The organism is Streptomyces sp. YIM S03343 (assembly GCF_054729195.1).
This window is the reverse complement of the sequence record NZ_JBPUKX010000001.1, coordinates 57,173-80,400: the sequence shown is the minus strand read 5'-3', so window position 1 is coordinate 80,400 and position 23,228 is coordinate 57,173. Positions and strand designations below refer to the sequence as shown.

16 protein-coding genes and 6 pseudogenes are annotated in these 23,228 nt (G+C 72.9%); 7 read left to right on the top strand and 15 right to left on the bottom strand.

Going from position 1 to position 23,228, the window contains the following annotated elements:
- Positions 1-12: 12 nt before the first annotated feature.
- The 10 genes and pseudogenes from ACSYGN_RS00360 to ACSYGN_RS00315 all read right to left on the bottom strand — a co-directional run bounded on the left by ACSYGN_RS00360 (position 13) and on the right by ACSYGN_RS00315 (position 15,387).
- Positions 13-3,051: a condensation domain-containing protein gene (locus tag ACSYGN_RS00360; RefSeq protein ID WP_460390623.1), complete on the bottom strand. Its 3,039-nt coding sequence runs from the start codon at positions 3,049-3,051 to the stop codon at positions 13-15.
- Complete coding sequence (locus ACSYGN_RS00355; RefSeq protein WP_460390621.1) at positions 3,041-4,873, bottom strand: non-ribosomal peptide synthetase; 1,833 nt, start codon at positions 4,871-4,873, stop codon at positions 3,041-3,043. The genes ACSYGN_RS00360 and ACSYGN_RS00355 overlap by 11 nt, the downstream gene beginning before the upstream one ends.
- 49 nt (positions 4,874-4,922) lie before the next feature.
- Positions 4,923-6,872, bottom strand: coding sequence for a non-ribosomal peptide synthetase (locus tag ACSYGN_RS00350; protein ID WP_460390619.1), 1,950 nt, complete (start codon positions 6,870-6,872; stop codon positions 4,923-4,925).
- Entirely contained in the window at positions 6,872-10,144 is a 3,273-nt protein-coding gene (locus tag ACSYGN_RS00345; protein WP_460390617.1) for a non-ribosomal peptide synthetase, read from the bottom strand. Before ACSYGN_RS00345 ends, ACSYGN_RS00350 begins: the two co-directional genes overlap by 1 nt.
- 158 nt (positions 10,145-10,302) lie before the next feature.
- A complete protein-coding gene (locus ACSYGN_RS00340; RefSeq protein WP_460390615.1) occupies positions 10,303-11,646 on the bottom strand; it encodes a non-ribosomal peptide synthetase in 1,344 nt (447 codons plus the stop codon).
- 43 nt (positions 11,647-11,689) lie between these two features.
- Positions 11,690-13,030 carry an MFS transporter gene (locus tag ACSYGN_RS00335; protein ID WP_460390613.1) on the bottom strand — a complete coding sequence of 447 codons (1,341 nt, stop codon included), beginning with the start codon at positions 13,028-13,030 and terminating at the stop codon, positions 11,690-11,692.
- Positions 13,031-13,154: 124 nt separating this feature from the next.
- Positions 13,155-13,447, bottom strand: a pseudogene (locus ACSYGN_RS00330) (IS5/IS1182 family transposase); the annotation flags it as partial.
- Positions 13,448-13,756: 309 nt separating this feature from the next.
- Positions 13,757-14,041: a terminase gpP N-terminus-related DNA-binding protein gene (locus ACSYGN_RS00325; protein WP_460390611.1), complete on the bottom strand. Its 285-nt coding sequence runs from the start codon at positions 14,039-14,041 to the stop codon at positions 13,757-13,759.
- Positions 14,042-14,287: 246 nt separating this feature from the next.
- Positions 14,288-14,620 (bottom strand): annotated as a pseudogene (locus ACSYGN_RS00320) (transposase); the annotation flags it as partial.
- 515 nt (positions 14,621-15,135) lie between these two features.
- On the bottom strand, positions 15,136-15,387 hold the full coding sequence (locus ACSYGN_RS00315) for a hypothetical protein (RefSeq protein WP_460390609.1): 252 nt from the start codon (positions 15,385-15,387) through the stop codon (positions 15,136-15,138).
- Between the two features lie 66 nt (positions 15,388-15,453).
- Between ACSYGN_RS00315 and ACSYGN_RS00310 the strand changes: the two genes are divergently transcribed.
- Positions 15,454-15,609, top strand: a complete 156-nt coding sequence (locus tag ACSYGN_RS00310) for a hypothetical protein (RefSeq protein WP_460390607.1) — start codon at positions 15,454-15,456, stop codon at positions 15,607-15,609.
- A gap of 119 nt (positions 15,610-15,728) precedes the next feature.
- Here ACSYGN_RS00310 and ACSYGN_RS00305 read toward each other — a convergent pair.
- Both ACSYGN_RS00305 and ACSYGN_RS00300 read right to left on the bottom strand, forming a co-directional pair.
- Positions 15,729-15,947: pseudogene (locus ACSYGN_RS00305) on the bottom strand (SigE family RNA polymerase sigma factor); the annotation flags it as partial.
- Between the two features lie 193 nt (positions 15,948-16,140).
- The gene (locus ACSYGN_RS00300) at positions 16,141-16,320 is read right to left on the bottom strand and encodes a hypothetical protein (RefSeq protein WP_460390605.1); all 180 of its coding nucleotides are present in this window, start codon (positions 16,318-16,320) and stop codon (positions 16,141-16,143) included.
- A gap of 98 nt (positions 16,321-16,418) precedes the next feature.
- Here ACSYGN_RS00300 and ACSYGN_RS00295 point away from each other — a divergent pair, with 98 nt between their 5' ends.
- A complete protein-coding gene (locus ACSYGN_RS00295; RefSeq protein ID WP_460390603.1) occupies positions 16,419-18,596 on the top strand; it encodes a hypothetical protein in 2,178 nt (725 codons plus the stop codon).
- A 162-nt stretch (positions 18,597-18,758) separates the two neighbouring features.
- Complete coding sequence (locus tag ACSYGN_RS00290; protein ID WP_460390601.1) at positions 18,759-19,163, top strand: hypothetical protein; 405 nt, start codon at positions 18,759-18,761, stop codon at positions 19,161-19,163.
- Here ACSYGN_RS00290 and ACSYGN_RS00285 read toward each other — a convergent pair.
- Positions 19,133-19,658 (bottom strand): annotated as a pseudogene (locus ACSYGN_RS00285) (transposase domain-containing protein); the annotation flags it as partial. The gene ACSYGN_RS00290 and the pseudogene ACSYGN_RS00285 sit on opposite strands and share 31 nt — an antisense overlap.
- Positions 19,640-20,533, bottom strand: coding sequence for a D-2-hydroxyacid dehydrogenase family protein (locus ACSYGN_RS00280; protein ID WP_460390599.1), 894 nt, complete (start codon positions 20,531-20,533; stop codon positions 19,640-19,642). The pseudogene ACSYGN_RS00285 and the gene ACSYGN_RS00280, both read right to left, overlap by 19 nt.
- 306 nt (positions 20,534-20,839) lie before the next feature.
- Between ACSYGN_RS00280 and ACSYGN_RS00275 the strand changes: the two are divergent.
- The 3 genes and pseudogenes from ACSYGN_RS00275 to ACSYGN_RS00265 form a co-directional block, all read left to right on the top strand.
- A pseudogene (locus ACSYGN_RS00275) lies at positions 20,840-21,100 on the top strand (aldehyde dehydrogenase family protein); the annotation flags it as partial.
- 85 nt (positions 21,101-21,185) lie between these two features.
- Positions 21,186-21,635 (top strand): annotated as a pseudogene (locus tag ACSYGN_RS00270) (aldehyde dehydrogenase family protein); the annotation flags it as partial.
- Positions 21,636-21,639: 4 nt separating this feature from the next.
- Positions 21,640-22,161 carry an aldehyde dehydrogenase family protein gene (locus tag ACSYGN_RS00265; RefSeq protein ID WP_460390597.1) on the top strand — a complete coding sequence of 174 codons (522 nt, stop codon included), beginning with the start codon at positions 21,640-21,642 and terminating at the stop codon, positions 22,159-22,161.
- On the opposite strand, the gene ACSYGN_RS00260 is transcribed toward ACSYGN_RS00265, so the two are convergent.
- Complete coding sequence (locus ACSYGN_RS00260; protein ID WP_460390595.1) at positions 22,131-22,493, bottom strand: nuclear transport factor 2 family protein; 363 nt, start codon at positions 22,491-22,493, stop codon at positions 22,131-22,133. The genes ACSYGN_RS00265 and ACSYGN_RS00260 overlap by 31 nt on opposite strands.
- 78 nt (positions 22,494-22,571) lie before the next feature.
- Between ACSYGN_RS00260 and ACSYGN_RS00255 the strand changes: the two genes are divergently transcribed.
- Positions 22,572-22,961 (top strand): transposase, encoded by a 390-nt coding sequence (locus tag ACSYGN_RS00255; protein WP_460390593.1) that lies wholly within the window; start codon positions 22,572-22,574, stop codon positions 22,959-22,961.
- The last annotated feature ends 267 nt before the right edge of the window (positions 22,962-23,228 follow it).

Below are 23,228 nucleotides of genomic sequence, written 5' to 3'. Positions count from 1 at the left end.
GCACGCGTGATGTCAGGCGCCGGATGTGTCTGCCATCTCCGCCAGTACGGTGTGCCAGTCCTCGCCGGGCCGCCCCCGCAGGAACGGAGCCAGCCGGTCGGCCCGGTAACGCCAGTGGTGGTCGAGGTCCGGATGCACGTCGTCCGTCTCACGGACCGATCGGACGGCACCGTCCCCGGCTCCGGAACCGTCCGGGTGCAGCAGCCCGGCCAGCCGTGCCGTGAGGTCACGCCAGGACACGTGGCCGCTGACGGCGTTCGCCATCCCGCCCACGGGCGTGCCGAGGCACGAGGTCACGGCCCGTGCCAGGGCCGCCGCGTGTACCCAGGACGCGCCGTACCAGGCATGGCCGTGGGTCCCCGGCCTCGGCAGACCGACCGGCCGCCCCTCCCTCATGGCCTGGTAGAGCACACCGGTGGCACCCCAGCGCAGCTGGTCGCGCAGTCGCTCGTGCGGACCCCACACCAGGGGGGAACGCACGGCGCTCGCGCCGCCCCGGTCCCCGGTGCCGGCCGCGTCCAGCAGTATCCGCTCGCAGTCCAGCTTGGCCCGGCCGTACGGGCTGAGCGGCTGCCGTGACGGGGACTCCTCCGTCACCAGGTCCTCGGCGGGATGCCCGTAGGCGTCGACGCTGCTGACGAAGACGAACGGGCCACGCCGCCAGGCTTCAGCCATCGCCCTCATGGCCGCCACGTCCACCTCGGGCCGGGTGAAGGTGCACGCCGCGTGGATCACCGCGTCGGCGCTCGAGACCGCCGCGCGCAGACCGTCCAGGTCGGCGAGGTCGCCCTCGACGACGTACACCCCCTGCCCGGCCACCAGATGTGCGGATTCGGGGCGGGCCAGGGCGAGCACGGGACGTCCCTGCGCGGCCAGTTCCCGCAGGACGAAGGCCCCGACGCCACCGGTCGCGCCGGTGACCAGGACTGTCCCCGCGCGCGAGCTGCGGGAACCCGCCGGGCGGGTGGGCGTGGCCGCGGCCTGCTCCGAGGCCCGTTTCTCCAGCAGGCTGGTCAGCGCCCGAGGCGTACGGGCCTGGTGGATGTCCAGGCCCGTCAGCGGGAGCTTCAGCGTGCTCCGCAGCTGCTCGGCCAGCCGGACCGCGACCAGCGAGTGGCCGCCGAGGGCGAAGAAGTCGTCGTCGGGCTCCGGTGCCGGGCAGTCCAGCAACGCCCCGAACGCCTCCGTCACGGCCTGTGCGAGCGGCCCCGCCAGGTCAGGGGCGGACGGCACCCCCGGCAGCCGCGACGTGTCGACCTCGCCGTCGGCCGTCCACGGCATGGCGTCCAGCAACGTCACGGTCACGGGCACCGACTCCGGGGCGAGCGCCGCCCGTAGGGCCGAGCGCAGGTCCGCACGTGAGGGGCCCGAGACACCGCGGAGCACGGCGTACGCCAGCAGCGGCCCGCCGTCGCACTCGACCACGACGGCCTCCGCCACCTGAGGATGCGCGAGCAGCAGCGCCTCGGCCGGATGCCCGTTCCTGACGGACACGTGGCCGGTCGCGGCCGGCCGGCCGGGGCGGCGCGCCGGGGCAGGGGCCGGGGAGCGAGGGGCCGGGGACCGGGAGTGGGGCTGTACGGGGAGCTGGGACAGCCGCAGCCCGGGGTCGGAGGCGACCGCGGTGAGCAGCGCGGCGAAGCCGTCGGCCAGCGACGCTGCCGCCGCCTCGTCCAGCGCCGCACGGTCGTACTGGACGAGGGCGGCGGGGCTGTCCGTGTCGAGCAGAGCGAACGACAGGTCGAACTTGGCCCCGCCGACGCCGACGTCCACGTACTCGCCCTCCGTGCCGGGCAGCCGCAGCACCGTGGGCTCCGCCACGACGTCGGCCGTCACCCGGACCAACGCCGTCCCGTCGGCAGCACGGGCGGCGACGCCGAGGCGCTCCACGATGAGGTCGAACGGCACGTCGCGGTGGCGCTGGGCATCCAGCAGCGCCTCCCGCGCCCGCTCCACCAGGACCGTGAAGGCCGGATCGCCGGACGTGTCGAGGCGCACCGGAAGGGTGTTGACGCACAGGCCGACCAGAGTGCGCATGTCCGCCCCCTTGCGGTTCGTGCTCGCGACGCCGATGAGCAGGTCGTTCTCAGCGGTGAAACGGTGCAGGGCGGCGAAGGCCGCGGCGAGGGCCGCGGTGAACAGGGTGGCCCGATGCGCCGCGCCGAGTGCCCGCAGGTCCTTCAGCACCCGGGGCCCGAGTGGCACGGCACGTACCCCGGCGGGCCGGGTGCCGATGTCGGCGGGCGGGCGTACGGGGCGGGGCAGTGGGGGTGGCGCGGCTCCGTCGAGGCGACCGGTCCAGTGGGACAGCCCTTCCTCGAACCGGTCGGCCGCCGCGCGTTCACGACGAGCGAAGTCCACGTACCGGAGCGGCTGCCCGACCGGCCGCGGACGCGGAGCGTCGGAGGCTCCCTCGGCACGGCCGGTGGCGGCGGTGTAGAGCTCGGTCACTTCCCGGGCGATGATTTCCAGCGAGGCGCCGTCGACCGTGATGTGGTGGAACGTCAGCAGGACCGTGTGGTCCTCCGTGCCGTGCCGCAGTACCAGGACCCGCGGCAGGGGCGCCGCAGACAGGTCGAACGGCCGGCGCGCCTCCTCGGCCAGCAGACCGGGAACGCGCTCCGGGGTCGCCTCCACGACACGCATGTCGACCGCCCGCGGCACTGCGAGAACCTCCTGGAAAGGTTCGCCGCCCTGGTGCCCGTACCGGGTGCGCAGGATCTCGTGGCGGTGTACGAGAACGGTCAGCGCGGTGCGCAGCGCGTCAAGGTCCAGCGGACCGCGCAACCGGGTGGCGAAGGGCACGCTGTAGGAGGCTCCGCTGCGGCCGAGCCGGTCCATGAGCCACATACGGTGCTGGGCGCGGGACAGCGGCGCAGGGCCCCGGTGACCGTCCCCGGCGGCACCGGCGGTGACGGGGCCCCCGGTGGCACCGGTCGCGCCGGTGGTCCCGCCGTCCCCGCGGGCACGGCTCGCGGCACGTTCGCGGGCCCGGCGCAGCAGTTCCTCCTGGAAGGCCGGGGTCGTGGCCCTCGGGCTCTCAGTGGCCATCGCGGTGCTCCTCGGCGCCGGGGCGCGGATCATCGTGGGCGGCGAGCAGGGCCTGCTCGACCAGGGCGGCCTGGGCGGCCACCGTGGGGGCGGCGAAGAAGTCGGCGAGCGCCATGTCGACACCGAGTTCCTCACGCAGATCGTCGGTGACGGCCAGAGCGAGCAGCGAGTGCCCGCCCTGTTCGAGGAAGTCGGTGTCCGGCCGGGTGACCTCGCAGCCCAGGGCGCGGCTCCATATCCCGGCGACCGCCTGCTCCAGCGGCGTCAGCGGCGCGGCCGGGACGGCCGCCTCCGGTCCCGTATCGCATTCCGCGAGGGCATGGCGGTCGACCTTTCCGGACGGCGTCAGCGGAAGAGCGCCGACGATCGTCACCTCGTCGGGCACGAGGTGGGCGGGCAGGACCGCGGCGAGGCGCTCGCGCAGTGCGCCGGGCCGGGGCACGGGGCCCGGCGCCGCCACTACGAACGCGACGAGGCGGGCGTCGTCCGGACCGGGCCGACGCACGGTGACGGCCGCGTCGTCCACGTCGGGCTGCAGGCGCAGGATGTGCTCGACCTCGCCCGGTTCGATGCGGAAGCCGCGTACCTTCACCTGGTCGTCGGTCCGCCCGTGGAAGTCCAGGACACCGTCCGGGCGGGCGGAGACGAGGTCCCCGGTGCGGTACAGACGCCCCAGCTCCGCGTGGTCGACGAAGCGTTCGGCGGTCAGGTCGGGACGCCCGGCGTAACCGTGCGCGAGTCGGCTGCCGCCGACCCACAGCTCACCTCGTGCGCCGTCCGTGACGGGCCTGCCTGTGCCGTCCAGGACGTGCACGGTCGCGCCCGCGACGGGCCGGCCGATCGGCACCGGCCCGTCGCAGTCCGCGGCGGTGACCCGGTGCGCGGTGGCGAACGTGGTGGTCTCCGTGGGCCCGTACGCGTTGACCAGTTCCAGCCACGGAAACGCCCCCAGCACCTGCCCGGCGTGCCGCGCGGACAGCGCCTCCCCGCCCACCACGACCGTGCGGAGCACCGAGAACACCCGGGACCGCCGGGTGACGAGCTGGTGGAAGAGTGCCGTCGTGAAGAACGCGACGGTGACGCCGTGCTGCTCCACGTGCCGGGCCAGGTCTTCCAGCGAGGGCCGGTCGACGGTGCACACCACCACGGCGGCGCCGTTGGCGAGAGCGCCCCACACCTCGAACGTCGACGCGTCGAAGATCGTGGGGGAGTGGAAGAGCACCCGGTCACGGGGGGTGAGGGTGACGTAGGCGGGTTCGGTCACCAGCTCGGCCACGGCACGGTGCGGTACCGAGACGCCCTTGGGACGTCCGGTCGATCCGGAGGTGAACATGATGAACGCGGTGGCATCGGCACCGAGTTCGGGCAAGGGCGCGAAGGAGTCGGACAGCGGCGCCTCTTCCGGCAGCGGGAGGACCCGGCCGGTGGGGGCCGCCGCTTCGAGGAGTTTGCCGTCGCCGACGGTCGTCGTGACCCCCGCATCGGCGGCCATCCCCTCCGAGCGGGGACGCGGATGCGCCGGGTCGAGCGGTACACAGGCGGCACCGGCCCACCACAGGGCGAGCTGCGCGACGACGGTGCGCGCCGAGCGCGGCATCAGCAGTGCCACGGGGTCGCCCGGCCGGACACCGTGCGCGTGCAGGTGGGCGGCGAGGGCCCGGGCCGAGGAGACGAGCCGGGCGTAGGTGAGGGTGGTGTCGCCGTCGACCACGGCGAGGGCGTCCGGTGTTCTCCCGGCGTGCAGTGCCACGAGGGCGGGCAGCCCGGAGGCGGGCGCGGGCCGGGAGCCGCCGGAGGCGGCCGGCGTGTGTCGGATGGGCATGGGTCCTTCCCCGAAGGCGGTGTCGGTACGGTCGGTGCGGGCGGCCATCTCAGGCCCCCGGCTCGCGAGCGGCCTCGCGGCGGCGATCGACGAGTGCGGCCACGGCGTGCAGGTCCGGCTGGCGCAGGAATTCCGGCGCACGCAGGCGGACGCCGCTCTGCCGCTCGATGGCGGTCAGCAGCCGGGCGGCGACGATCGAAGTGCCGCCGATCAGCGTGAAGTTGTCGGTCAGTGCCGTCGCGGGCCTGGCGAGGAGATCGCGTACGGCGCCGAGGACGATCCGCTCGCCCGGTGTGCCGCCGTCCGCCGCATCGGCGCGGCAGGTGTCTGGCGTGACCGACTCGTGCGTCAGCGCTGCCCGGTCGACCTTGCCGTTGGCGTCCAGCGGGAAGGCGTCGACGATCCGGACGGCCGAGGGCACGGCCTGCTCGGGAAGCCATGCCCGTACCGCCGTCAGCATTGCCTGTCCGGAGGCGGGGGCACCGGGCGTGGGACGGACGTGGGCCACCAGGCGGGTGGATCCGTCGGGGCCGCGGGAGGCGGTGACCACGGCGCCGAGCACGGCCGGGTCCTTCTCCAGCGCGGCCTCGACCTCGGCGGGCTCGATCCGCACACCGCTGATCTTCACCTGATTGTCGAGCCGGCCCAGGAACTCCAGCACCCCGTCCTGCCGCATCCGCACCCGGTCGCCGGTGCTGTAGAACCGGTCCACTCCCTCGAGCCCCACGTCGGGCGCGGGGGCGGTGAAGCGGCGCGCGCTGAGCTCGGGGTCCACGTATCCGAGGGCCAGGCCTCTGCCGCCGATGCGGAGTTCGCCCTCCTGACCCCGAGCCACGGGGCGGCCGTCGGAGTCGGTGACGACGACCGTCACGCCCGGCACAGGAGTGCCGATCGGCGGCGCCCCCGGACCCTCCGCCTCGGCGTCCGCGGCGCGCATGGCGTAGGTGGTGGTGACAATGGTGGCTTCCGCGGGACCGTAGGCGTTGTGGACGGTGGCGGTCACGTCGGCGCCCGGGCGGCGGCGCATCCGGTCGCCGCCGACGACCAGATGACGCAGTACGAGGCCGTGCGGCCAGGGCTGCTCCAGCAGCGGCTCGGCCATGGGAGTGGCGGCCACCGCCACGGACACGGCGGCCTCGCGCCACCATGAGACGAGCGCCCCGGTGTCCCAGCGGACATCGTCGGGTGCGGGCACGAGCGCGGCGCCCGACGTCAGTCCTGCCCACAGCTCCAGCAGGTGCGGGTCGAACGCCACACCGATTAGCAGGGACTGCCGGTCGCCGGGCGCGAGACCGGTCTCCGCGCGGTACCAGTCGAGCAGCGTGCCGAGGGCTGGCTCGGCGACGACGACGGCCTTGGGGCGGCCGGTTGAGCCGGACGTCAGCACCGCGTAGAACGCCTCGCGAGGCGCGCGGAGCGCACCGGGGCGGGGCGGGGCGAACGCCGCCACCACCGCGCCGGTCGCGTTCGCACCGTCGCCCGGCAGGGCCAGAGCGATGTGCTCGGCCGTCCGGTGCCGGCCGGGGAGCACGGTGAGGTCACCGATCAGGCAGGTGACGTCCAGGTCGTCGGTGACGGCGTTGACGCGCCGCTCGCCGGGGCGCGGCCCCAGCGGCAGGTACACCGCGCCGAGCCTGGCGATCGCCACGGCCGTCACGACCAGTGCCGCGGAGCGGTCCAGGCAGACACCGACGAGGTCACCCGCCCCGACCCGGTCGCGCAGCACGGCCACGGCCTCGTCGGCGGCGTCGCCGATCTGCCGGTACGTCCAGGTGCGGCCGCCGTCGATCACGGCGGGGGTGTCGGGGGTGCGGCGTGCCCAGTCCTCGAACCGGGCGAGCACCCCGGCCGTGGCGCCCGCGCGGGGCGCGGCGCCGTGCGCGACGCTGAGCGTGCCGCCGCCCGCACCGCTCGGGGTGGACGCGCCGACGGACGCCTGCGGGGGGACCGTCGCCGGGGCGGTCGGCCGGGGGCGGGGAGAAGCTGTCGGGTGGGTCATCACGACTCCGTCGAGGTGGCGGTGACAGCGGGGAGGGCGGCGGCGAGCGCACCGGCCTGGTCGGCGAGCACCGGATGGCGGAAGAACAGCCGCATCGGCGGACGGTGTCCGAGCCGGGGCTCCAGCCAGGCCGCCAGTTGCGCGGCGCGCAGTGAGTGGCCGCCGGCCAGGAAGAAGTCGGTGCACCCGTCGAAGTCGTCGTGCCCCAGGACTGCGCGCCAGCCTTCGGTGAGCAGCGCGGTCACCGGGTCGGCCGGCACCGTCCCGGTATGGTCCCCGCCGCCCCGCACGGCCGTGCCCGAGGAACCCGCGGCACCGCCCGGACCGGGCTCGCCCGCCGTCCGTGCCGCACCCCCCGAACCCGCGCCGTCGGCCGTGCCGAGCTCCGCGGCCCTCCGGGCGAGCAGCGTACGGTCCGGCTTGCCGCCGGCCAGCGTGGGCATCGTGCCGAGACGCACCCACCGTCCTGGTATCAGGGCGGACGGCAGCCGCAGCCCGAGCTGCGCGTGCAGTGCCCGCTCGTCCCATGCGCCCCTCGCGTCGGGGCACTCCGCGAAGCCGACCAGCCGGGGTCCGCCGACGGTCTCGCGGTCCAGTACGACGGCACAGGACCGGCCGCCCAGCGCGGCCGATGCGGCCGCCTCGATCTCCTCCAGTTCGATCCGGTATCCGCGCAGCTTGATCTGGTTGTCCCGGCGGCCGAGGAAGCGGAGCAGCCTGTCCAGGCCCCGGTAGCCGAGGTCACCGGTCAGGTAGACCCGTTCGCCGCCGAGCGCGTCGAGACGCACGAACCGGGCGGCCGTGGCCTCAGGGTCGTCCACGTACCCCTCGGCGAGTCCGGCGCCGGCGATCGCCAGCTCGCCCACCGCGCCGTCCGGCAGGGGACGGTGGTGCTCGTCCAGGACGTGGACGCGTTCGCCGGGCAGCTCGGTCCCGAGCGGGACCTCCGCCCCGTCGGCCAGAGCTTCCGGTGCGATGCGGTGGACGGTGGTGGTGATGGCTGCCTCGGTGACGCCGTAGGCGTTGAGCACCGTCGCGTCGGTGTCCGCCAGGAAGGTGCGCAGCGCGTCGGCCGGAAGGCGTTCGCCGCCGAGCACGAGCAGGCGCGGCGTCCAGCGGCGGTCGCGCAGGGCGGGCCGCAGTTCCTCCCGCACGGCGAGGAAGTAACTGGTGGGCAGGTTGGCTACGGTGATGCGCGCGTCGGACAGCAGCTCGGCCAGCTCGGAGCCGGTGGGCACCTCATGTTCGGGGACGACGAGGCACGCCCCCGCGTACAGGGAAGGCAGCACTTCCTCCAGGGCCACGTCGAACGCCGGCTGGGCGAACAGCAGGACCCGGTCGCCGTGCCGCAGCCCGAACCGCTCGGCCGCCCCCGTCAGATGGTTCTCGAGCGCCGCGCGCCCGACTGCGACGGCCTTGGGGACGCCGGTCGATCCGGAGGTGTGGATGATGTATGCGGCGCCCGGGACCACGGGCGCCGCGTTCGCCTTCGGCATCTGTGGCGCGTCCACCGTGGCGGTCGGCAGGCCGCCGGGCAGCGTGACGGGGCGGTCGGCCGAGGTGAGGACGAGAGCGGGAGCCAGACGGTTCAGCAGCAGCTCCAGACGGGCGGGCGGATCCGACGGGGACAGCGGGCAGTGGACCGCCCCGGTGCGCAGGCAGGCGAGCAGCGCCACGACCGCCTCGGCGCCGCACGGCAGTACGGAGGCCACCGGCTGACCGGCTCTCACCCCGGAGGCCAGCAGACGTTCCGCGAGGGCGGTGACCAGGGCGTCGAGGTCGCCGTAGGTCAGATGGCGGGCGCCGTCGAGCAGCGCGGGCAGGGGCGCGTCGTGGGCGGTGCAGGGATCGAGCGGGTCCACACGGGGGGCCGGGGCGGGGGTGCCCGGGGGCGTCGCCCTCCGGGCGGCGGCCGCGGCGGGGGTGCCGGCGGATCCGGACGGGGCCAGGTCCGCCAGGGCGGTGCCCGGGGCGTCGAGGTAGGCCCGCAGCAGGTCCAGGAACCGGCCGGCGAGTAGTTCGACCACGTCCTCGCCGAACAGGTCGGCGTCGTAGTCCCAGACCAGGGTCATTCCGGCGCCGCCGTGCCGGGGACCGACCTCGCGCCGGTCGTCCGGCAGCAGCACCACGTCCAGGTCGAACCTGGTGGTGCCCGTGTTGAATCCCTCGAACAGCGTGATGTCCAGACCGGGGACGTCGATCTCGGGCAGCGGGGCGTCATGGGCGCTGAACATCACGTCGAACAGCGGATTGTCCGCGCCCGAGGTGCGCAGGCCGAGCGCACGGGTCAGCTCCTGGACCGGCACGTCCTGGTACGGCAGCGCGCGTATGAGGACGTCGGTCACCTCGTCCATCGTCTCCTCGGCCGGAGCGGCCGGGTCCGGCCGCAACGGCAGGGGGATGGTGTTGACGAACATGCCGACGGTCTTCTCGTGTCCGCGGGGACGGTTGCCCACCGCGGTGCCGACGACCAGCTCCGAGCGGCCGCTGTGGCGCCGCAGCAGTTCGGCGAAGAGACCGAGCAGGGTGGAGAACGGGGTCAGGCCGCGCAGCCGTGTGTGGTCACGCAGGCGTTCCGCCAGGTCCGCGCCGATCGGCTGCCGCAGCTGACCACCGTGGTGGCGGCGCCGGGCACCGGGACGGGTGAGGCCTGGCAGCGGCATGTCGTAGGAGAGACCGCGCAGTTCGGAGGTCCAGAAGTCCAGTCCGGCGCGGTGCGTCCCGGCCTCCCTGCCGCGGACCTGTGCCTCGACGTGGTCGGCGTACGAGGGCGCGGGCGGCAGTACGGCCTGCTCGCCCAGGACATGGGCCCGGTAGACGGTGAACACGTCATCGAGCAGGATCGCGAACGAGTGGCCGTCGTGGATCAGGTGGTGCTCGACGTGGATGAGCCGGTGGTGCTCGTCCCCGAGCCGTACGAGTGTCCAGCGCAGCAGAGGCGCCTCGTAGGTGTCGAGCGGGGTTTCCGCCTCGGCGCGCAGGAGCTCCCGGAACGCGGCTTCCGGGTCGGCGTCCGTGCCCAGGTCGACTGTCCGCAGCCGGGGCGTGCACGTCTCGGCGAGCCGCTGGCCGGGTACCGCGCCGGTGACGGCGACCAGTTCCAGGCGGAGGCCCGCGTGCCGGTCGAGTGCGGCGGCGAGGCCGCGGCGGAGGGCGTCGGTGCGGAGCGGTCCCCACAGGTCGAGTGCCGCGGTGAAGTTGTAGGCACGGCTGCCCGGTTGCACCTGTTCGTGGAGCCAGACGATCTCCTGCGAGGAGGAGAGCGGAAGCATGGGCGATCCCTGGGGTTGTCGGGTCGGATGAGGGCCGGCTGGGCGCGGTGGCGCCCGGGCGTGGTGCGGGAACCGGCCGCGGATCGCGCGGACGGGTCCCTTCGCGGGTGGTACGGAAGCGGTGCGGAAGACGGCAAAGGGCGCCGTGCGGGTGCCGGTCAGCCGACGGCCGGTGCCGCCGGGACCCCTTTACGGAGTGCTCCGGTGAGCGCCTCGAAGGCGCCGAGGGCGGTGCGGTCGGCCGTCACGGCGCGGTCCCACACCATGCGCAGGTGGAGTTCGCGCCCGTGGGTCACGGAGACGGCGAACGGTCCGCGGACCGGTCTGCCGTCGATGTGGATCTCCCGGCCCTCGACGCCCGCCAGACGGAGTGAGGGCCGCTGTGCGGTGTCGTCGACGGTCAGCAGCCCGCCGAGGCGGCCGGACCAGCCGGACCCGGCCCTCCGGGCGGCCTGCACGACCGCGTCGAAGGGCACATCGGCCCGATCCAGGTCCTCCCACCAGGCATCGGCCGTGGCCCCGGCGTCGGCCCGGTCCGCCCCCGTCCCGGCCGGGAAGACCACCGTGTTGAGGAAGCAGCCGAGCACCCCCTCCGCGCCGGGCGGACGGCCGCCCCACGGATAGCCGAGCGGCACCGTGCGGCCGGGACCGTACAGGGCGCGTACGGCGGACTGGCAGGCGTCCAGCAGTTCGGGGAACGGCACACCCGCGGCGCACCCGGGCAGCCGCACCGAAGCCGAACCGCTGGGTAGTTCTCCGGCCGCCGGGCCGCCGGGCTGCGGCTGGGGGGCCCGGTCGTGGACGGCCCGCAGCCGTTCACGCCAGTACGCCAGCGCCTCGGGTGACTCCGCACGCGCCTCGGCACCGAGCTGGAGCAGTACGGCCTCGCGGTAGGCGGCCAGTTCGGTCATGACCTGCCCGGGTGCCGGCAGCCCGGCCTGCTGCCCCTCGGCGTAGGCGGCGCCGAGTTCCCCGACGATCCGGGCCAGGGTCCGGCCGTCGCACGCGGCGTGGTCGAGGACCACCGCGAGCACCTCCGACGGTCCGCCGCCGTGCGGAAAGGAGGCGTGGTCCCGGTCACCGTCCGTCGCGTCGTCGGTGAGGAACAGCCGCATGGGCGGGCCGTCGGGCACCCACGCGCCCAGTGCCCGACGCAGAGCCGTGACGGTGTCCTCGCCGGACGCCCGGGGCACGCGTACGAGCGGAACCTCCGACTCCGCCATGCGCAGCACGGGAGTGCCGCGCACCACGGCGGGGCGGCCACGGAGCACGGGGTGCAGTGAGGCGAGACGCTTCGCCGCGACGGCGAGGCGTACCGGGTCCACCGTGCCGCGCGGGAAGGCGAAGCACATCGGAACGAGGTCCGGTCGCCCGGCGGGATCCAGCGCGCGCACCAGTGCGAAGCGCCGCTGGGCTCCGGTGACGGGCAACAGGACAGGGTCCCCGGTACCCGTGGGGAGTCCCCGGTAGCGGGTCAGGTACTGGCCCGTGATGTTGAGCACGTGATCCTCCCTGTCGTCGTCCACGGCGTCCCGGCAGGCCGGGTCAGTCGAGCGGCGCCGTCCTGTCAGGTTTGTCGTTCCCGGTGCCGGTGGAGTCGGCCGTGCCGGTGTCCGGGGCGGCGGGGCGTTCCGCCTCGGGCCCGGCGGGCAGGTCCCGTATCCGGCGCAGCGGAGAGAGCAGCAGTGGCAGCGGAACGGTGAGAAAACCGGCCGCGCAGCACAGCAGCGCGGCACGGGCACCGAAGCCGTCGGCGAGCGCCCCGCCGGTCAGCGCCCCGAGCGGCAGTGTGCCCCACATCAGGAAGCGCAGGGTGGCGTTCATCCGGCCCAGCAGGTGCGGCGGGCACAGCGCCTGCCGGAAGCTCACCTGGGCGACGTTGTAGACCACGGCGCCGAAGAAGACGACGCCCGAACCGAGCGCGAACAGCGCGGCACCCCCCGCCCGTTCCGACATCGGCCACAGCAGTGCGAACGGCCCGGTGACCAGTGTGGAGAGCCAGATGACGCGGGCTTGTCCCAGCCCGGCGGCCAGCGCGCCCGCGGTCAGCGCGCCCACCAGCCCGCCGACGGCCGCGGCGGACAGCACGAGACCGACAGCTCCGGGCTCGAGACCCAGGACGCGGACCAGGAACACCGTCTGAGTGGCCGTCAACAGGGCGGCGAAGAAGTTGCCGAGCCCGGTGGCGGCGGCGATCACCCGCAGCAGTGGCTGGCCCAGTACGAAGCGCAGTCCTTCACCGATGTCCGCGCGCAGTGACGCGCCGGGGACGGCTTCGGGACGGGGCTCCTGCCGTTTGATCCGCCACAGGCAGAGTGCGGAGAGGGAGTAGCCGACGGCGTCGGCGACGACGGCCAGGTGGGCGCCGAGGAGCTGGACCAGGCCGCCGCCGAGCCCCGGGCCCGTCACCTGCGCGGACGACCGTACGGTCTCCAGGGCCCCGTTGCCCTTGACCAGTTGGTCCCGTGGCAGCAGATGGGGGAGGAAACTCTGGTGGGCGACGTCGAAGAAGACGGTGGCGGCGCCGGTGACGAGCGCGACCGCATACAACTGGGTCATCGTCAGGAAACCGGCCGCGCCCGCCACCGGGACACTCGCCATGGCCATGGCCCGTACGGCGTCCGCCCGGATCATCAGCGGCAGCTTGCGCATGCGGTCGACCCAGGCCCCGGCGGGCAGCCCGATCACCAGGAACGCGGCGGTTTCGGCGGCCGTGAGGAAACCGACCTGGAGGGCGGACGCGTCGAGTTCCAGCACGGCAACGAGCGGCAGGGCCACCAAGGTGACGTGGGCACCGAACTGGGCGGCCGCGGCTCCGGCGAGTAACAACCTGAAGTCGGGCATGCGCAACGGGCTGCCGGCCACGGCACGGAATATGACGGGCATGTGAACGACCTTCGCCGAACGGTCGATCAGGAGTCAAAAGGAGATCGGCTTTTTTGGCCGTCTTTTCTTCGGCGTTCCGGCGTTGCGGCAGCAGAATTTTCGGCAGATTGAGCGATGCGGTCGACGGCAGGAGCGTGCCGTCCAGGACCGGATACGCCTCTGCCGAAGCGGTCCGCACCGCGTCGGGCCAGGGGAGGAGCGAGAGCGGCAAGGAGTTGGACAGGATCGGTGACGTAACGGTAGGCCGTCGTGGTGCGTACGCCGGACCTGGCTGCGGGCTGGGCGCAAGTGTGCCCCACTCGGAGGCGGGCGAGTGAGCGGAGCCTGGCGGCCGGCGCTCGGACGCCACCGACGGGAGCCGATCGAACGGCGGTGCCGACGCAACCTCTGCGAGATAAAGCGGAGGGCAGGACACATCGACGCCCGACGGGCGGACAGGCACACGAAGCCTCTGGTGGAGACGGTTCTCTTGGTCGAAAACCCGTCTGCCAGGCACTTCGCCACGTCTTCAGTCCAGCCGCCGGACCGGTGGGTCAGGTTGGAACGGGCTTGTCGTGGTGGCCGCCGGATGAACCGCTGATGGTGCACCGGGGCCGCAGCGGCGGTTCGGCACCGCCCCGGCGGGCGTCCCCGCGGATCGGTGCGCACCCGGTGGACTCGGGCACCCGTCATGTCCGAAAAGGTGAACGCCTCGAGTCCGGCGATCGGAGTCGATCACTCCGCATGCTATGGCGGCAGCGTTTCAAGCCCGGCGCTGCCTCTGTGGCTGCGTCCGCTGGAGCGGAGAACGACCGGACACAGGTGCGGGTCGTCCGCCAGCCGTTGGCGGCAGTAGTCCAGCAACGGCACGAACGCGTCCGGGGGTTGACGCCGATACCCAGCGACCCGCTCACCATTCAGATAGGCACGGATCGTCTTGCGGTCCCGGCCCAAGTGCCGAGCGATGGCCGAGATCGTCCAGCCCTGCCGACGCAGCGCATGAGCATCCACGTCTTCCTCCCTGCTGAGCATCCAGGCCCCCGAACAGGCCGAACTCGTAGCTCACGCAGGCTTTCCGGACGCACCGTCCCCACCCCGACACGCCGGCCAAGATTACACAAAGCGCCCAACGGGATCACACGAAAGGTGGGTAAATCGACAGAGCAGGTTTGCCCCATCCCTGAGCACTGGGTGGGGAAATCCAAATATCGCCATCAGAGTACGTCATGACGCGGAGTCTGCCACCGGGAGAGGGCTGCATCACGGCCTTCGCCCAGGTCATGCGGCATGCTCCTGCCGCTCGATCAGGACACTGTTCTCGAACTTGGCGCCCGCGCGGACCAGGGCGACGAGGTGGGCGCCGGTGACCGCGCGCCAGCGGGACTGGGCGGATTCGACGAGCTTGAACACCATCGCAAGGGCCGCGGCTGGGCTGCCGGCGCCGCGGGTGACCTTGGTGCGGAGCTTGACGGTGGAGAAAAGTCGACTCGATGGGGTTCGTGGTCCGCAGGTGGATCCAGTGCTCGGCCGGAAGTCGTAGAACGCCAGGAGCCCCTCCTGGTGGTCGGCGATCTTCGCGACGGCCTTGGGGAACTTGGCGCCGTAGGTCTTCGCGTTGGTAGTCGCCGGAACGGCGGGTCTACAGCGGCTGGCGGTGGCGGGCGGGGCCTCCACAGGCGGGTGAGCGAAGGGGGATTCCCCCGTCCCGGCCGCGCGTACGCCGACTGGTCGGGGGCCCGCCGGACGGACCGCTTGGACATCACCGGCTGGACGCAGGACGAGATCGACACCGGCGTTTCCTTCCAGACCGAACTCGGGCTTCGGGCCCGGCGGGTGGCGCTGTACGGCCCACGCCCGGGCGAACCCGCCCACTTGAGCCGCACCCATGGCGGGGGCGGCGAGTTCTTCCAGGCCCGCCTCGATCCACATCCACCTAGCCCGCGACCCGGCTACGCCATGGCGACGGCCACGGTCTCGAGGAAGGTGTGCTGCTGCGGGTCGATGGGCACGTCGGCCTGGCGCAGAGTGTGGTGGCTTCGGCGTACTGCGTGAATGATCTTGATTGGGTGGGCAGTGCTCAGTTCTCCTGCACTCGCCGGCAAGCGGTTGTAGGAGGCGGGAACAGTTCAACAGCCGGTGACCGGGTGGGTGGCTGGGGGAGTGGTGGCCTGGAGGTCCCAGTCGGAGGGGTTGAAGGCCGAACCGCCCAGCAGTTGCACGGTGCCCTGGACGTTCCTGGCCACGGTCTTGTGCCAGTACCAAGGCCCGGTAGGGGCGGAGTTCGCGGTATCGAAGGTCCAGCCCAACTTTCGCAGGGCTGACTTCAGATGCGCGATGACCTGCGCGTCCGTGCCCCCGCCGGTGAACTCCAGGTTCACCGTCGGCTCGTCCCAGCCGTAAGTGGACTCAATCCCATCACAGGAGTCCCACATCGGCTTGGCCGCGTGCCTCGAAGAGATATGCGCCCCCGCCGGAGCGACGGCAAGCACCGGCTTGATCGCCGCAAGCAACCGTCCGCCCGGATCAGGATCCCCGACCGGCTGCGGCGTGCTGCTCCCGCATCCAGCCAGAACCACGACTGCCGCAACCACGACTACTGAAGCCGCCACCCCGCGTCTCCACCCGTGCGCCGCCATCCTCGCACCGTTGATCATGGCCTTCAGGACGCCCACCCACCCTATTCGGTTCCCTGCAGGCCACCCCCGCACAAGGGATGGCGGGACAGGTAGGTCCGTACGAGGACGGTGTGGGTGTAGGCCGCTGGGTCGTCTATCTGCGCGATCTTGCGCCAGTTGGCGTACATCCGGCCCAGCCTGTCCTGCACCAGGTCCTCTGCGAGGTGCACATCACCGCTGGTGAGCAGACACGCAGAGCCGAACAGAGGTGCGGATCGCGCAGCGGCGAACGCCATGAATTCCTCTTCGTACCGGCGCTTCATCCGAGATCCTGTTCGTCGTCCACACTCTGAAGACGCTGTGGCCGCAGGTTTACGTCCCACCCGGAGAAGCAGAAATTCGGTCACCTCAGGCGAACCGATCCGGTCACTGACTCGACCTGCGCCTTCGGTCCGGACGCTGCCGTCCGGCACCCGCCGCCCGCCGCCCGCCGCCCGCGCCGGTGACTGCCATCGATCAGGTCGCGACCTTGGCGACGTTCGGCTCGGTGTGGGCCGTGCTGTCCGCCGGGCACAACCTCGCGGACCACAGAACGGCCAGACCGACCACCAGGCTGCGGGCAAGGCGGCGCTGTCGGCGGCCGAGGTCGCCGACGGCTTCAGCCCGCTGCGGGGCTGGGGCGCGTGCCTGGGACACGTAGCCCAGTACCACCTGGCAGTACCTCGAACTCGTCGACCACTGGCGCCGCTTCCTCGAACGGCCCGAGGCCTACCTGCGGGACCTGGTCTGAGCGGATGTCGGAGGTCCCTGCGAAGATCACGGCCATGGAGCTCCTCACCGCCCTCGCCGGGCTCGACGCCCACCCCTGGTCCACCGTCAACCACGCCTACGGCCCCGCCGAGGACCTGCCCGGGTTGTTGCGCGCCTTCGCCGAGGGCGGTGAGGACGCCGAGGAGGCACTGGACGAGCTGTATGGCTCGATCGTGCACCAGGGCACCGTGTACGCGGCCAGCGTCGACGCCGCCCCGTACCTTGCCCGAATCGCCGCCTCCGGCCGGCAGACCGTCGACGCGCTCCGGCTGCTCGGCTGCCTCGCCGAGAGCGAGGACGAGTACGACGTCGAGCCGGGCGCCGTCCGGGCCGCCGTAACCGCCCAACTGCCGCTGCTCATAACGCTGCTGGGCGATGAGGACCCTGCCGTCCGGCAGGCGGCCGGCTGGACGGTCGGTCACACCCGGGACACCTGCACCGCCCTGCCCGCCGTCCGGGCCCGCCCGGCCGCCGAGATCGAGCCCACCGTCCGGGCCGAACTCCTCACCGCGTACGGACGGTTGGACCGCGCGGGCGCCGTCGCCGAGGCCCGCGCCCTGCTCGGCCCGGACACGCCCGCGCCGCTGCGCCTGGCCGCCGTGTTCGCCGCGTTGGACGCCGAGGAGCCGTGGCTCGCCGCGCACCGCGACGCCGTCCTCGGCCTATTGCCCGCGCGCGAGACGGCCAGGTCCGGCTACGCGGATGAGCACCGGGAGCCGCTGGGCACTATCGTCGGGATCCTGCTGGGGCGGGACACCGACGCCGACCGCGAGAGTGCCCTCGCGCTGCTCGATGCCGCGCTGCGTGACGAGCGCCCCGAGGTGCGGGCCGAGGCTTTGTGGGCGGCCGACCGCGCCTGCACCCTGTCCCGCAGCGCCCCGCAGCGGCTGATCCCCGCGATCGCCCCGCTCGCCGCCGAATGGGCGGCCGCCCAGCTGCTGGGCAAGATCGGCCCGGCCGCCGCCGAGGCCGCTCCCGTCCTCGCCGAACTCGCCGCGCAGCCGGATGACGAGGCGGCCGACCAGGCCCTTGCCGCGCTCGTCCTGGTGGCGCCGCAGGCCGCCGCCCCGCTGCTGGCCCGGGCCCTCGGCCGGCGCCCGCGCGCCATGCAGCGCGCCGCCGGGTCCCACGCCCCGGCCGATGCGCCCTTCCCGTTCGACCCGGAACTGTTCGCCGCGGTCCGCGCTCGCCTGGCCGCCAAGGCGCTGGAGCGTCCCGAGGGGTGCAAGGAGTGCGGTTGCTCGACGACCGAGGACCACAACGACACCGCCGGGCTGGTCCACCTGCTGCGGCAATGGGGCCCACTGGCCGTCGAGGCGCTGCCCGAACTGTGCGCCGTCCTGCCCCGGTTCCAGTACGCCGCCACCGCAATCACCGCCGTCGCCGCCGGCATCGGGCCGGAGCAGCGTGAGCAGGCCGCCACCGCCCTGCGGGCCGGCGCCCGGAAGCTGTTCGTGGCGCAGGCACTGCACGAGCTGACCGGCGAGACCGGGCCGCTGTTCGCCGCCGCCGAGGCGGCGCTCGCCACCGGTGTGCGCGGCGGCGTCGAGGGCGCCCGCGCCTTGGCCGACCTCGGCCCGGCGGCCGCCCGCCTCACCCCGGCCCTGCGGACGGTGCTCGGCCGCACCATCGACCGCGACACCACGCCGGAGGTGGACACCGACCTCGCCCTGGCGCTTGCCCTGTGGCGGATCGCCGGTGAGGCGGCCGAAGTCGTTCCGGTGCTGGCCTCGGTGTTCGACAGAAGCGAGGGCCGGCAGTGGTTCCACTGGACGGCCGCCCGCGCCGCCCGCGAGATTGCCGTGCTCGGCCCGGCCGGGCGCCCGCTGACCGCCCGGCTCCAAGCTCTCCTCGACGACCCGGCCCAAGCACCCTCGGCCGTCCTCGGGCTGCTCGCCGTCGCCGATCCGGCTGACCTCGACCGCGCCCGGCTCGCCGAGGCGGCGCTGCACTCGGCCGAGACCCACGCTGACCTCAAGGGCGCCTGCGACGCCCTGCGGGCGCTCGGCTCCGCCGCCCTGACGCCGGAGCAGCACGACCGGCTGGCCGCGCTCGCCACCGGGGACCGCCGCCTGGTCGTCTCCGGGTCCGACCACGCGATGATCCACGAGGACGAACAGCTGCGCGCCGCACTGGCGTCTGTCCTCGACCGGGTCGGCTGAGGCCCAGATCCTCTCTTTCGGATCTTGCCGGGCGCCCAACGTCGTGCGCCCAGGAAGATCCGAAAGAGAGGACCTGGCAGCGGGGCCCGTGTCGGCGGTGACGCACTCGTTCTTCGATCGCCGGTGCCCTGTGCGTTGGCTCTTGGAGTACATCGGGTCGAAGTGCTTCGCGGAGCTGAAGGCGGCGGGGACCCCGGCACCGAGGCCGCCGCCGATGAACAGCACCCCGACCTTGCCGACGTCGACGGCCAGGCGGTGAACGACCTTCCCGACGACCCCCGGCAGGCCCCGGCCGCAGACGGGATCGAGGAACTCCTGGACTGGGCGGAGCAGTGCGACGACCGCAGCCAGCACCTGGCCGCTCAGGCCCGCGCCGCTCTGGCCGGCCTCGCCGAGCTCCGCGGCAACGCCACCGCCATCGAACACGCCAAAGCCAAGGTCGCCGCCCTGGAGACCGAACTCGCCCGCGCCCGCGTGGAACTCCGCGCCGCCATGAACAACGAGGGCAGCGACGCCCCGGCCGTACCCGCCCGCGGGTCGAGTCGGTCCACCAGGCGCGCGGCATAGGTGATCTCTCCGGTGCTGCGCGGCCCGAACACAGCGCCGAGCAGAGCGCGGGTGCCGGTCTCCGCCAGGGTCATCAACTGCAGGTGCGGGTAGCCGTGGAACCCCCCGCGGCCGGTTGCCGCGCGGCCGAGCCAGGCGCGGTTGCGCTCGGAGTCCGGGCAGTTCAGGGATGCGCATCCGTCGAAGGCGACCGTGCGCCAGCACCGGTAGCGCACCCCGGGTGTGACCGGCTGCGCCACGGGGCCGGCCAGCGTCTCGAAGAGCAATCGCAGCGGCGCGACACCCAGCCGCCGGCGCACCTCTCGCAGCGCCTTCTCCGACGGATGCTGTGGAAGGAGTCCGTGCAGCCCGGTGGCCAGTTTGTCCCACACACGCCATGTACCCCAGTTGCGGAAAGAGAGCCAGCGCCAGGATGAAGTACACACCCACCCTCGACGGCAGCAGCCGCAGTCTCAGCTGAGTGCCGCCGGTGCGTTTCAGCACGTCATCGACCAGCTCAAAGCGAGGAACGCCTGGATGTCCTCGACGGCGTGGCTGTAGTACGTCGCGTAGTTGGCCTGCGAGACGTAACCGAGGTGCGGGGTGGCGAGCAGCCGGGATGCGGTGCGCACCGGGTGACCGGCGGGCAGCGGCTCCATGTCGAAGACGTCGACGCCGGCGCCGGCGATCCGGCCCTCGTGCAGTGCGGCCAGCAGCGCGTCCTGGTCGACGATGGCAGCGCGGGAGGTGTTGACGAGGTAAGCGGTGGGCTTCAGGAGGGCGAGTTCGGCGGGGCCGAGCAGGCCGCGGGTGCGATCCAGTTCGACGCCGATTTCGTCGGTGCGCTCCTTGGTGAGGTTCTGGCTCCAGGCGCTCACCCGCATTCCGAAAGCCAGGCCCACCTGCGCCACCCGGCTGCCGATCTTGCCCAGACCCAGCAGACCGAGCCGGCGGCCGTGCATGTCGGTGCCGACGGTGGACTGCCAGGGTCCGCCCTGGCGCAGCGCGTTGTTCTCGGTGACGAGGTTGCGGGCCAGCCCGAGCAGCAGGGCCCAGGTCAGCTCGACCGGCGGGGTGGAGGAGCTGGCGGTGCCGCATACCGTGACCCCGTTGCGTTCGGCGGCCGCGTAGTCGATGACCGAGTTGCGCATGCCTGAGGCGATGACCAGCTTGAGCCGGGGCAGGCGGTCCAGCAGCCTGTCGGGGAACGGCACCCGCTCGCGCAGGGTTACGACGATGTCGAAGTCGGCAAGTCGGGCGGTGAGGTCGTCCTCGTCGGCGATGTGCTCGCTGAAGGTGACGACTTCGACGCGGTCCTCGACCGGGCTCCAGTCGGCCGAGTGCAGGGCGGCGTTCTGGAAGTCGTCGAGAACGGCACAGCGGATTCGCATGTCAGTTGTCTCCGTAGCCGGGGTTGGGCCGTGATGGCGCCGAGGCCGGGAGCCGTCGGCAAGCCGATCACACCACGCTCGACGGCCGTGCGCCGGTGAACGGGGTGCCCACCAGCCCGGGATGGCCGTCCAAGTCCAGTTCTTCGGCGAGCGGCGCCAGTTGGGTCATGGCCGCACCCGGATCAGCCGCGGATCGAAACGGGCCACCACCAGCGGCCTGGGGTTGTGGATCCTGCTCTGAGCGCCATCGCAAGGTGATGACGGGCGCCGTTGGCGAAGCTCCCGGTGGCGACGGCATTGCCAGCCATGATCCGCCTTGGCATGCCTCGTAGACAAGCGAGCGCCAGGCCGGCGGAGGTGCCCCCAACGCCGAGGACCGCCGTGTTCGGGGGACTGGCCTCGATGCTCTACCCGGTCTTCCGGTCCTTCGCGGACATGGCGGAGACCTTTCCCTTCGTCGAGCATCACGTCCCGGGCCCGACGGGCGGCGGCGGTGCCGGACTGCTCGTCCAAGAGCCGGTCGGCGTGGTCGCCGCGATCGTTCCGTGGAACGGCCCCTCGCTCATCGGCGCCTACAAGACGGGCCCGGGGCTGCTGGCCGGATGCACCGTCGTCCTGAAGATGCCCCCTGATCGCGGAGGTCGCCGAGGAGGTGGGCCTGCCGGCCGGCGTGCTCAACGTCGTGAGCGCGGACCGCGACACGTCCGCCGTCCTCGTCCGGGACCCGCGCGTCGACAAGGTGAGCTTCACCGGTTCGAACGCCACCGGCCTCGGCATCGCCGCCGCCTGCGCCTCCCTTCTGGCCCGCGTGACCCTCGAACTCGGCGGGAAGTCGGCCGGGCTGATCCTCGACGACTACGATCTGGAAAAGGCAGCCCACACCCTCGCCGTCGCAACCCGCCACCTGAGCGGCCAGGTCTGCTACGCCACCGCCCGGCTGATCGTGGACCGCCGCCGACACGACGCTTTCGTCGAGGCGCTCGCCGACGCCTTCGGCTCGACCAGGGTCGGCGACCCGCTCGACCCCGCCACCGAAATGGGTCCCGTCATCTCCGCACGTCAGCGCGACCGGATCGAAGGCTACCTGGCCAAGGGCCGGGCGGACGGTGCCCGACTGGCCACCGGAGGCGGCCGCCCGGCCCACCTCGACCGAGGCTTCCTTCATCGAGCCGACCGTATTCGCCGACGTCGACAACCGGTCGGTGATCGCGCAGGAGGAGATCTTCGGGCCGGTGCTCATCGTCATCGCCGAAGACGGCGAGGACGACGCCATCGCCGAGGCGAACGACACCGTCTACGGCCTCAACGCCTCGGTGCACACCAACGACGTGGAACGCGCCTACTCCGTCGCCCGCGGGCTGCACTCGGGAACGGTGGGTCACAACGGCCCCCGCACCGACGGGACGATCACCTTCGGCGGCTTCAAGCAGTCAGGCATCGGACGCGAAGGCGGAGCCGAGGGACTGCGGGCCTTCCTGGAACCGAAGACGGTACTTCTGGACGCCACTCACCAGCAGCTCGGGTCCAGCGCCCGCCCGCCGGGTGACGAACCGGTGACGCTCGCTGGCGTCGGACCCGAACCGGCGCCCGTCCGGGGTCAGGTACGCCATTCACCCGTCCACTCATAGAGGGGTGCGGTGGTCGCGTATTCACGCAGGCGGGCGATCCGTTCTCCCCGAAGCCTGGCGATGGTCGCGCGCTCGAAGGTGTGAGCCTCGCTCTGCCAGATGCAGGAGAAGACCCACTCCATCACGAGAACATCGCCGGTCACCGTCTCGGAGACGATGTTCCAGTCGGTTACGGAACCACCCTCCGCAAACCACCTGCGCATCCATTGCTCAACGCGATCGTGGCCCCGGTACACCGGACCGTAGGACTCCACCACCACGCAGTCATCCGTCAGTGTGGCCAGCACCCCGGCCACATCATGCCGCCGCCATGCCTGGATGTATGCCCACAACCCCTCTCTGACAGCCTTGGCTGAGACGCCCGCTTTGCCGGGTTAGGCTGGAAGGGCGAGACAGGAGTACACCCCGGCATGGCCAGCACCACCCCCCGTAGCTCCGGATCGGATCCGGCGCCCCGTCCGAAGCGGCGGACGTTCTCCGCGGAGTACAAGCTGCGGATCGTTGCCGAGTACGACGCCGCCCCGACCGGGGAGAAGGGGGCGATCCTGCGGCGTGAGCGGCTCTACCACTCGCACGTGATCGAGTGGCGCCAGGCCCGCGACGCCGGCGCCCTGGATGCCCTGACCGACCAGCGGACCTCTGCGGTCCGGCCGAAGATTGCGGCCGAGCAGGCCGAGCTGGAACGGCTGCGCAAGAAGGTCGCCCGGCTGGAGAAGGACCTGGCCCGCCGGGACGCGGCCCTCGAAGTCATGGGAAAAGCCAACGCGCTCTTGGAACTGCTCTCCGAGAGCGCGGACTGAAGCACGCCGCCGCACCGGTGATCGACGAAGCTTTTGCCGGTGTCCAGGGGCAGTTGGGGACCACGGCGGCCTGCCGGCTGACCGGACGCTCACGCGCTACCCACTACCGTCACATCAGCCCGAAGCCGAAGCCCGCGCCGTCCCCAAGACCCACGCCCGCCTCGGCCCTCTCACCGGCCGAGCGGGGCCAGGTCCTGGCACTGCTGAACCGGCCGGAGTACGCCGACCTGCCACCCGCCCAGGTCTGGGCACGTGAGCTGGACGCGG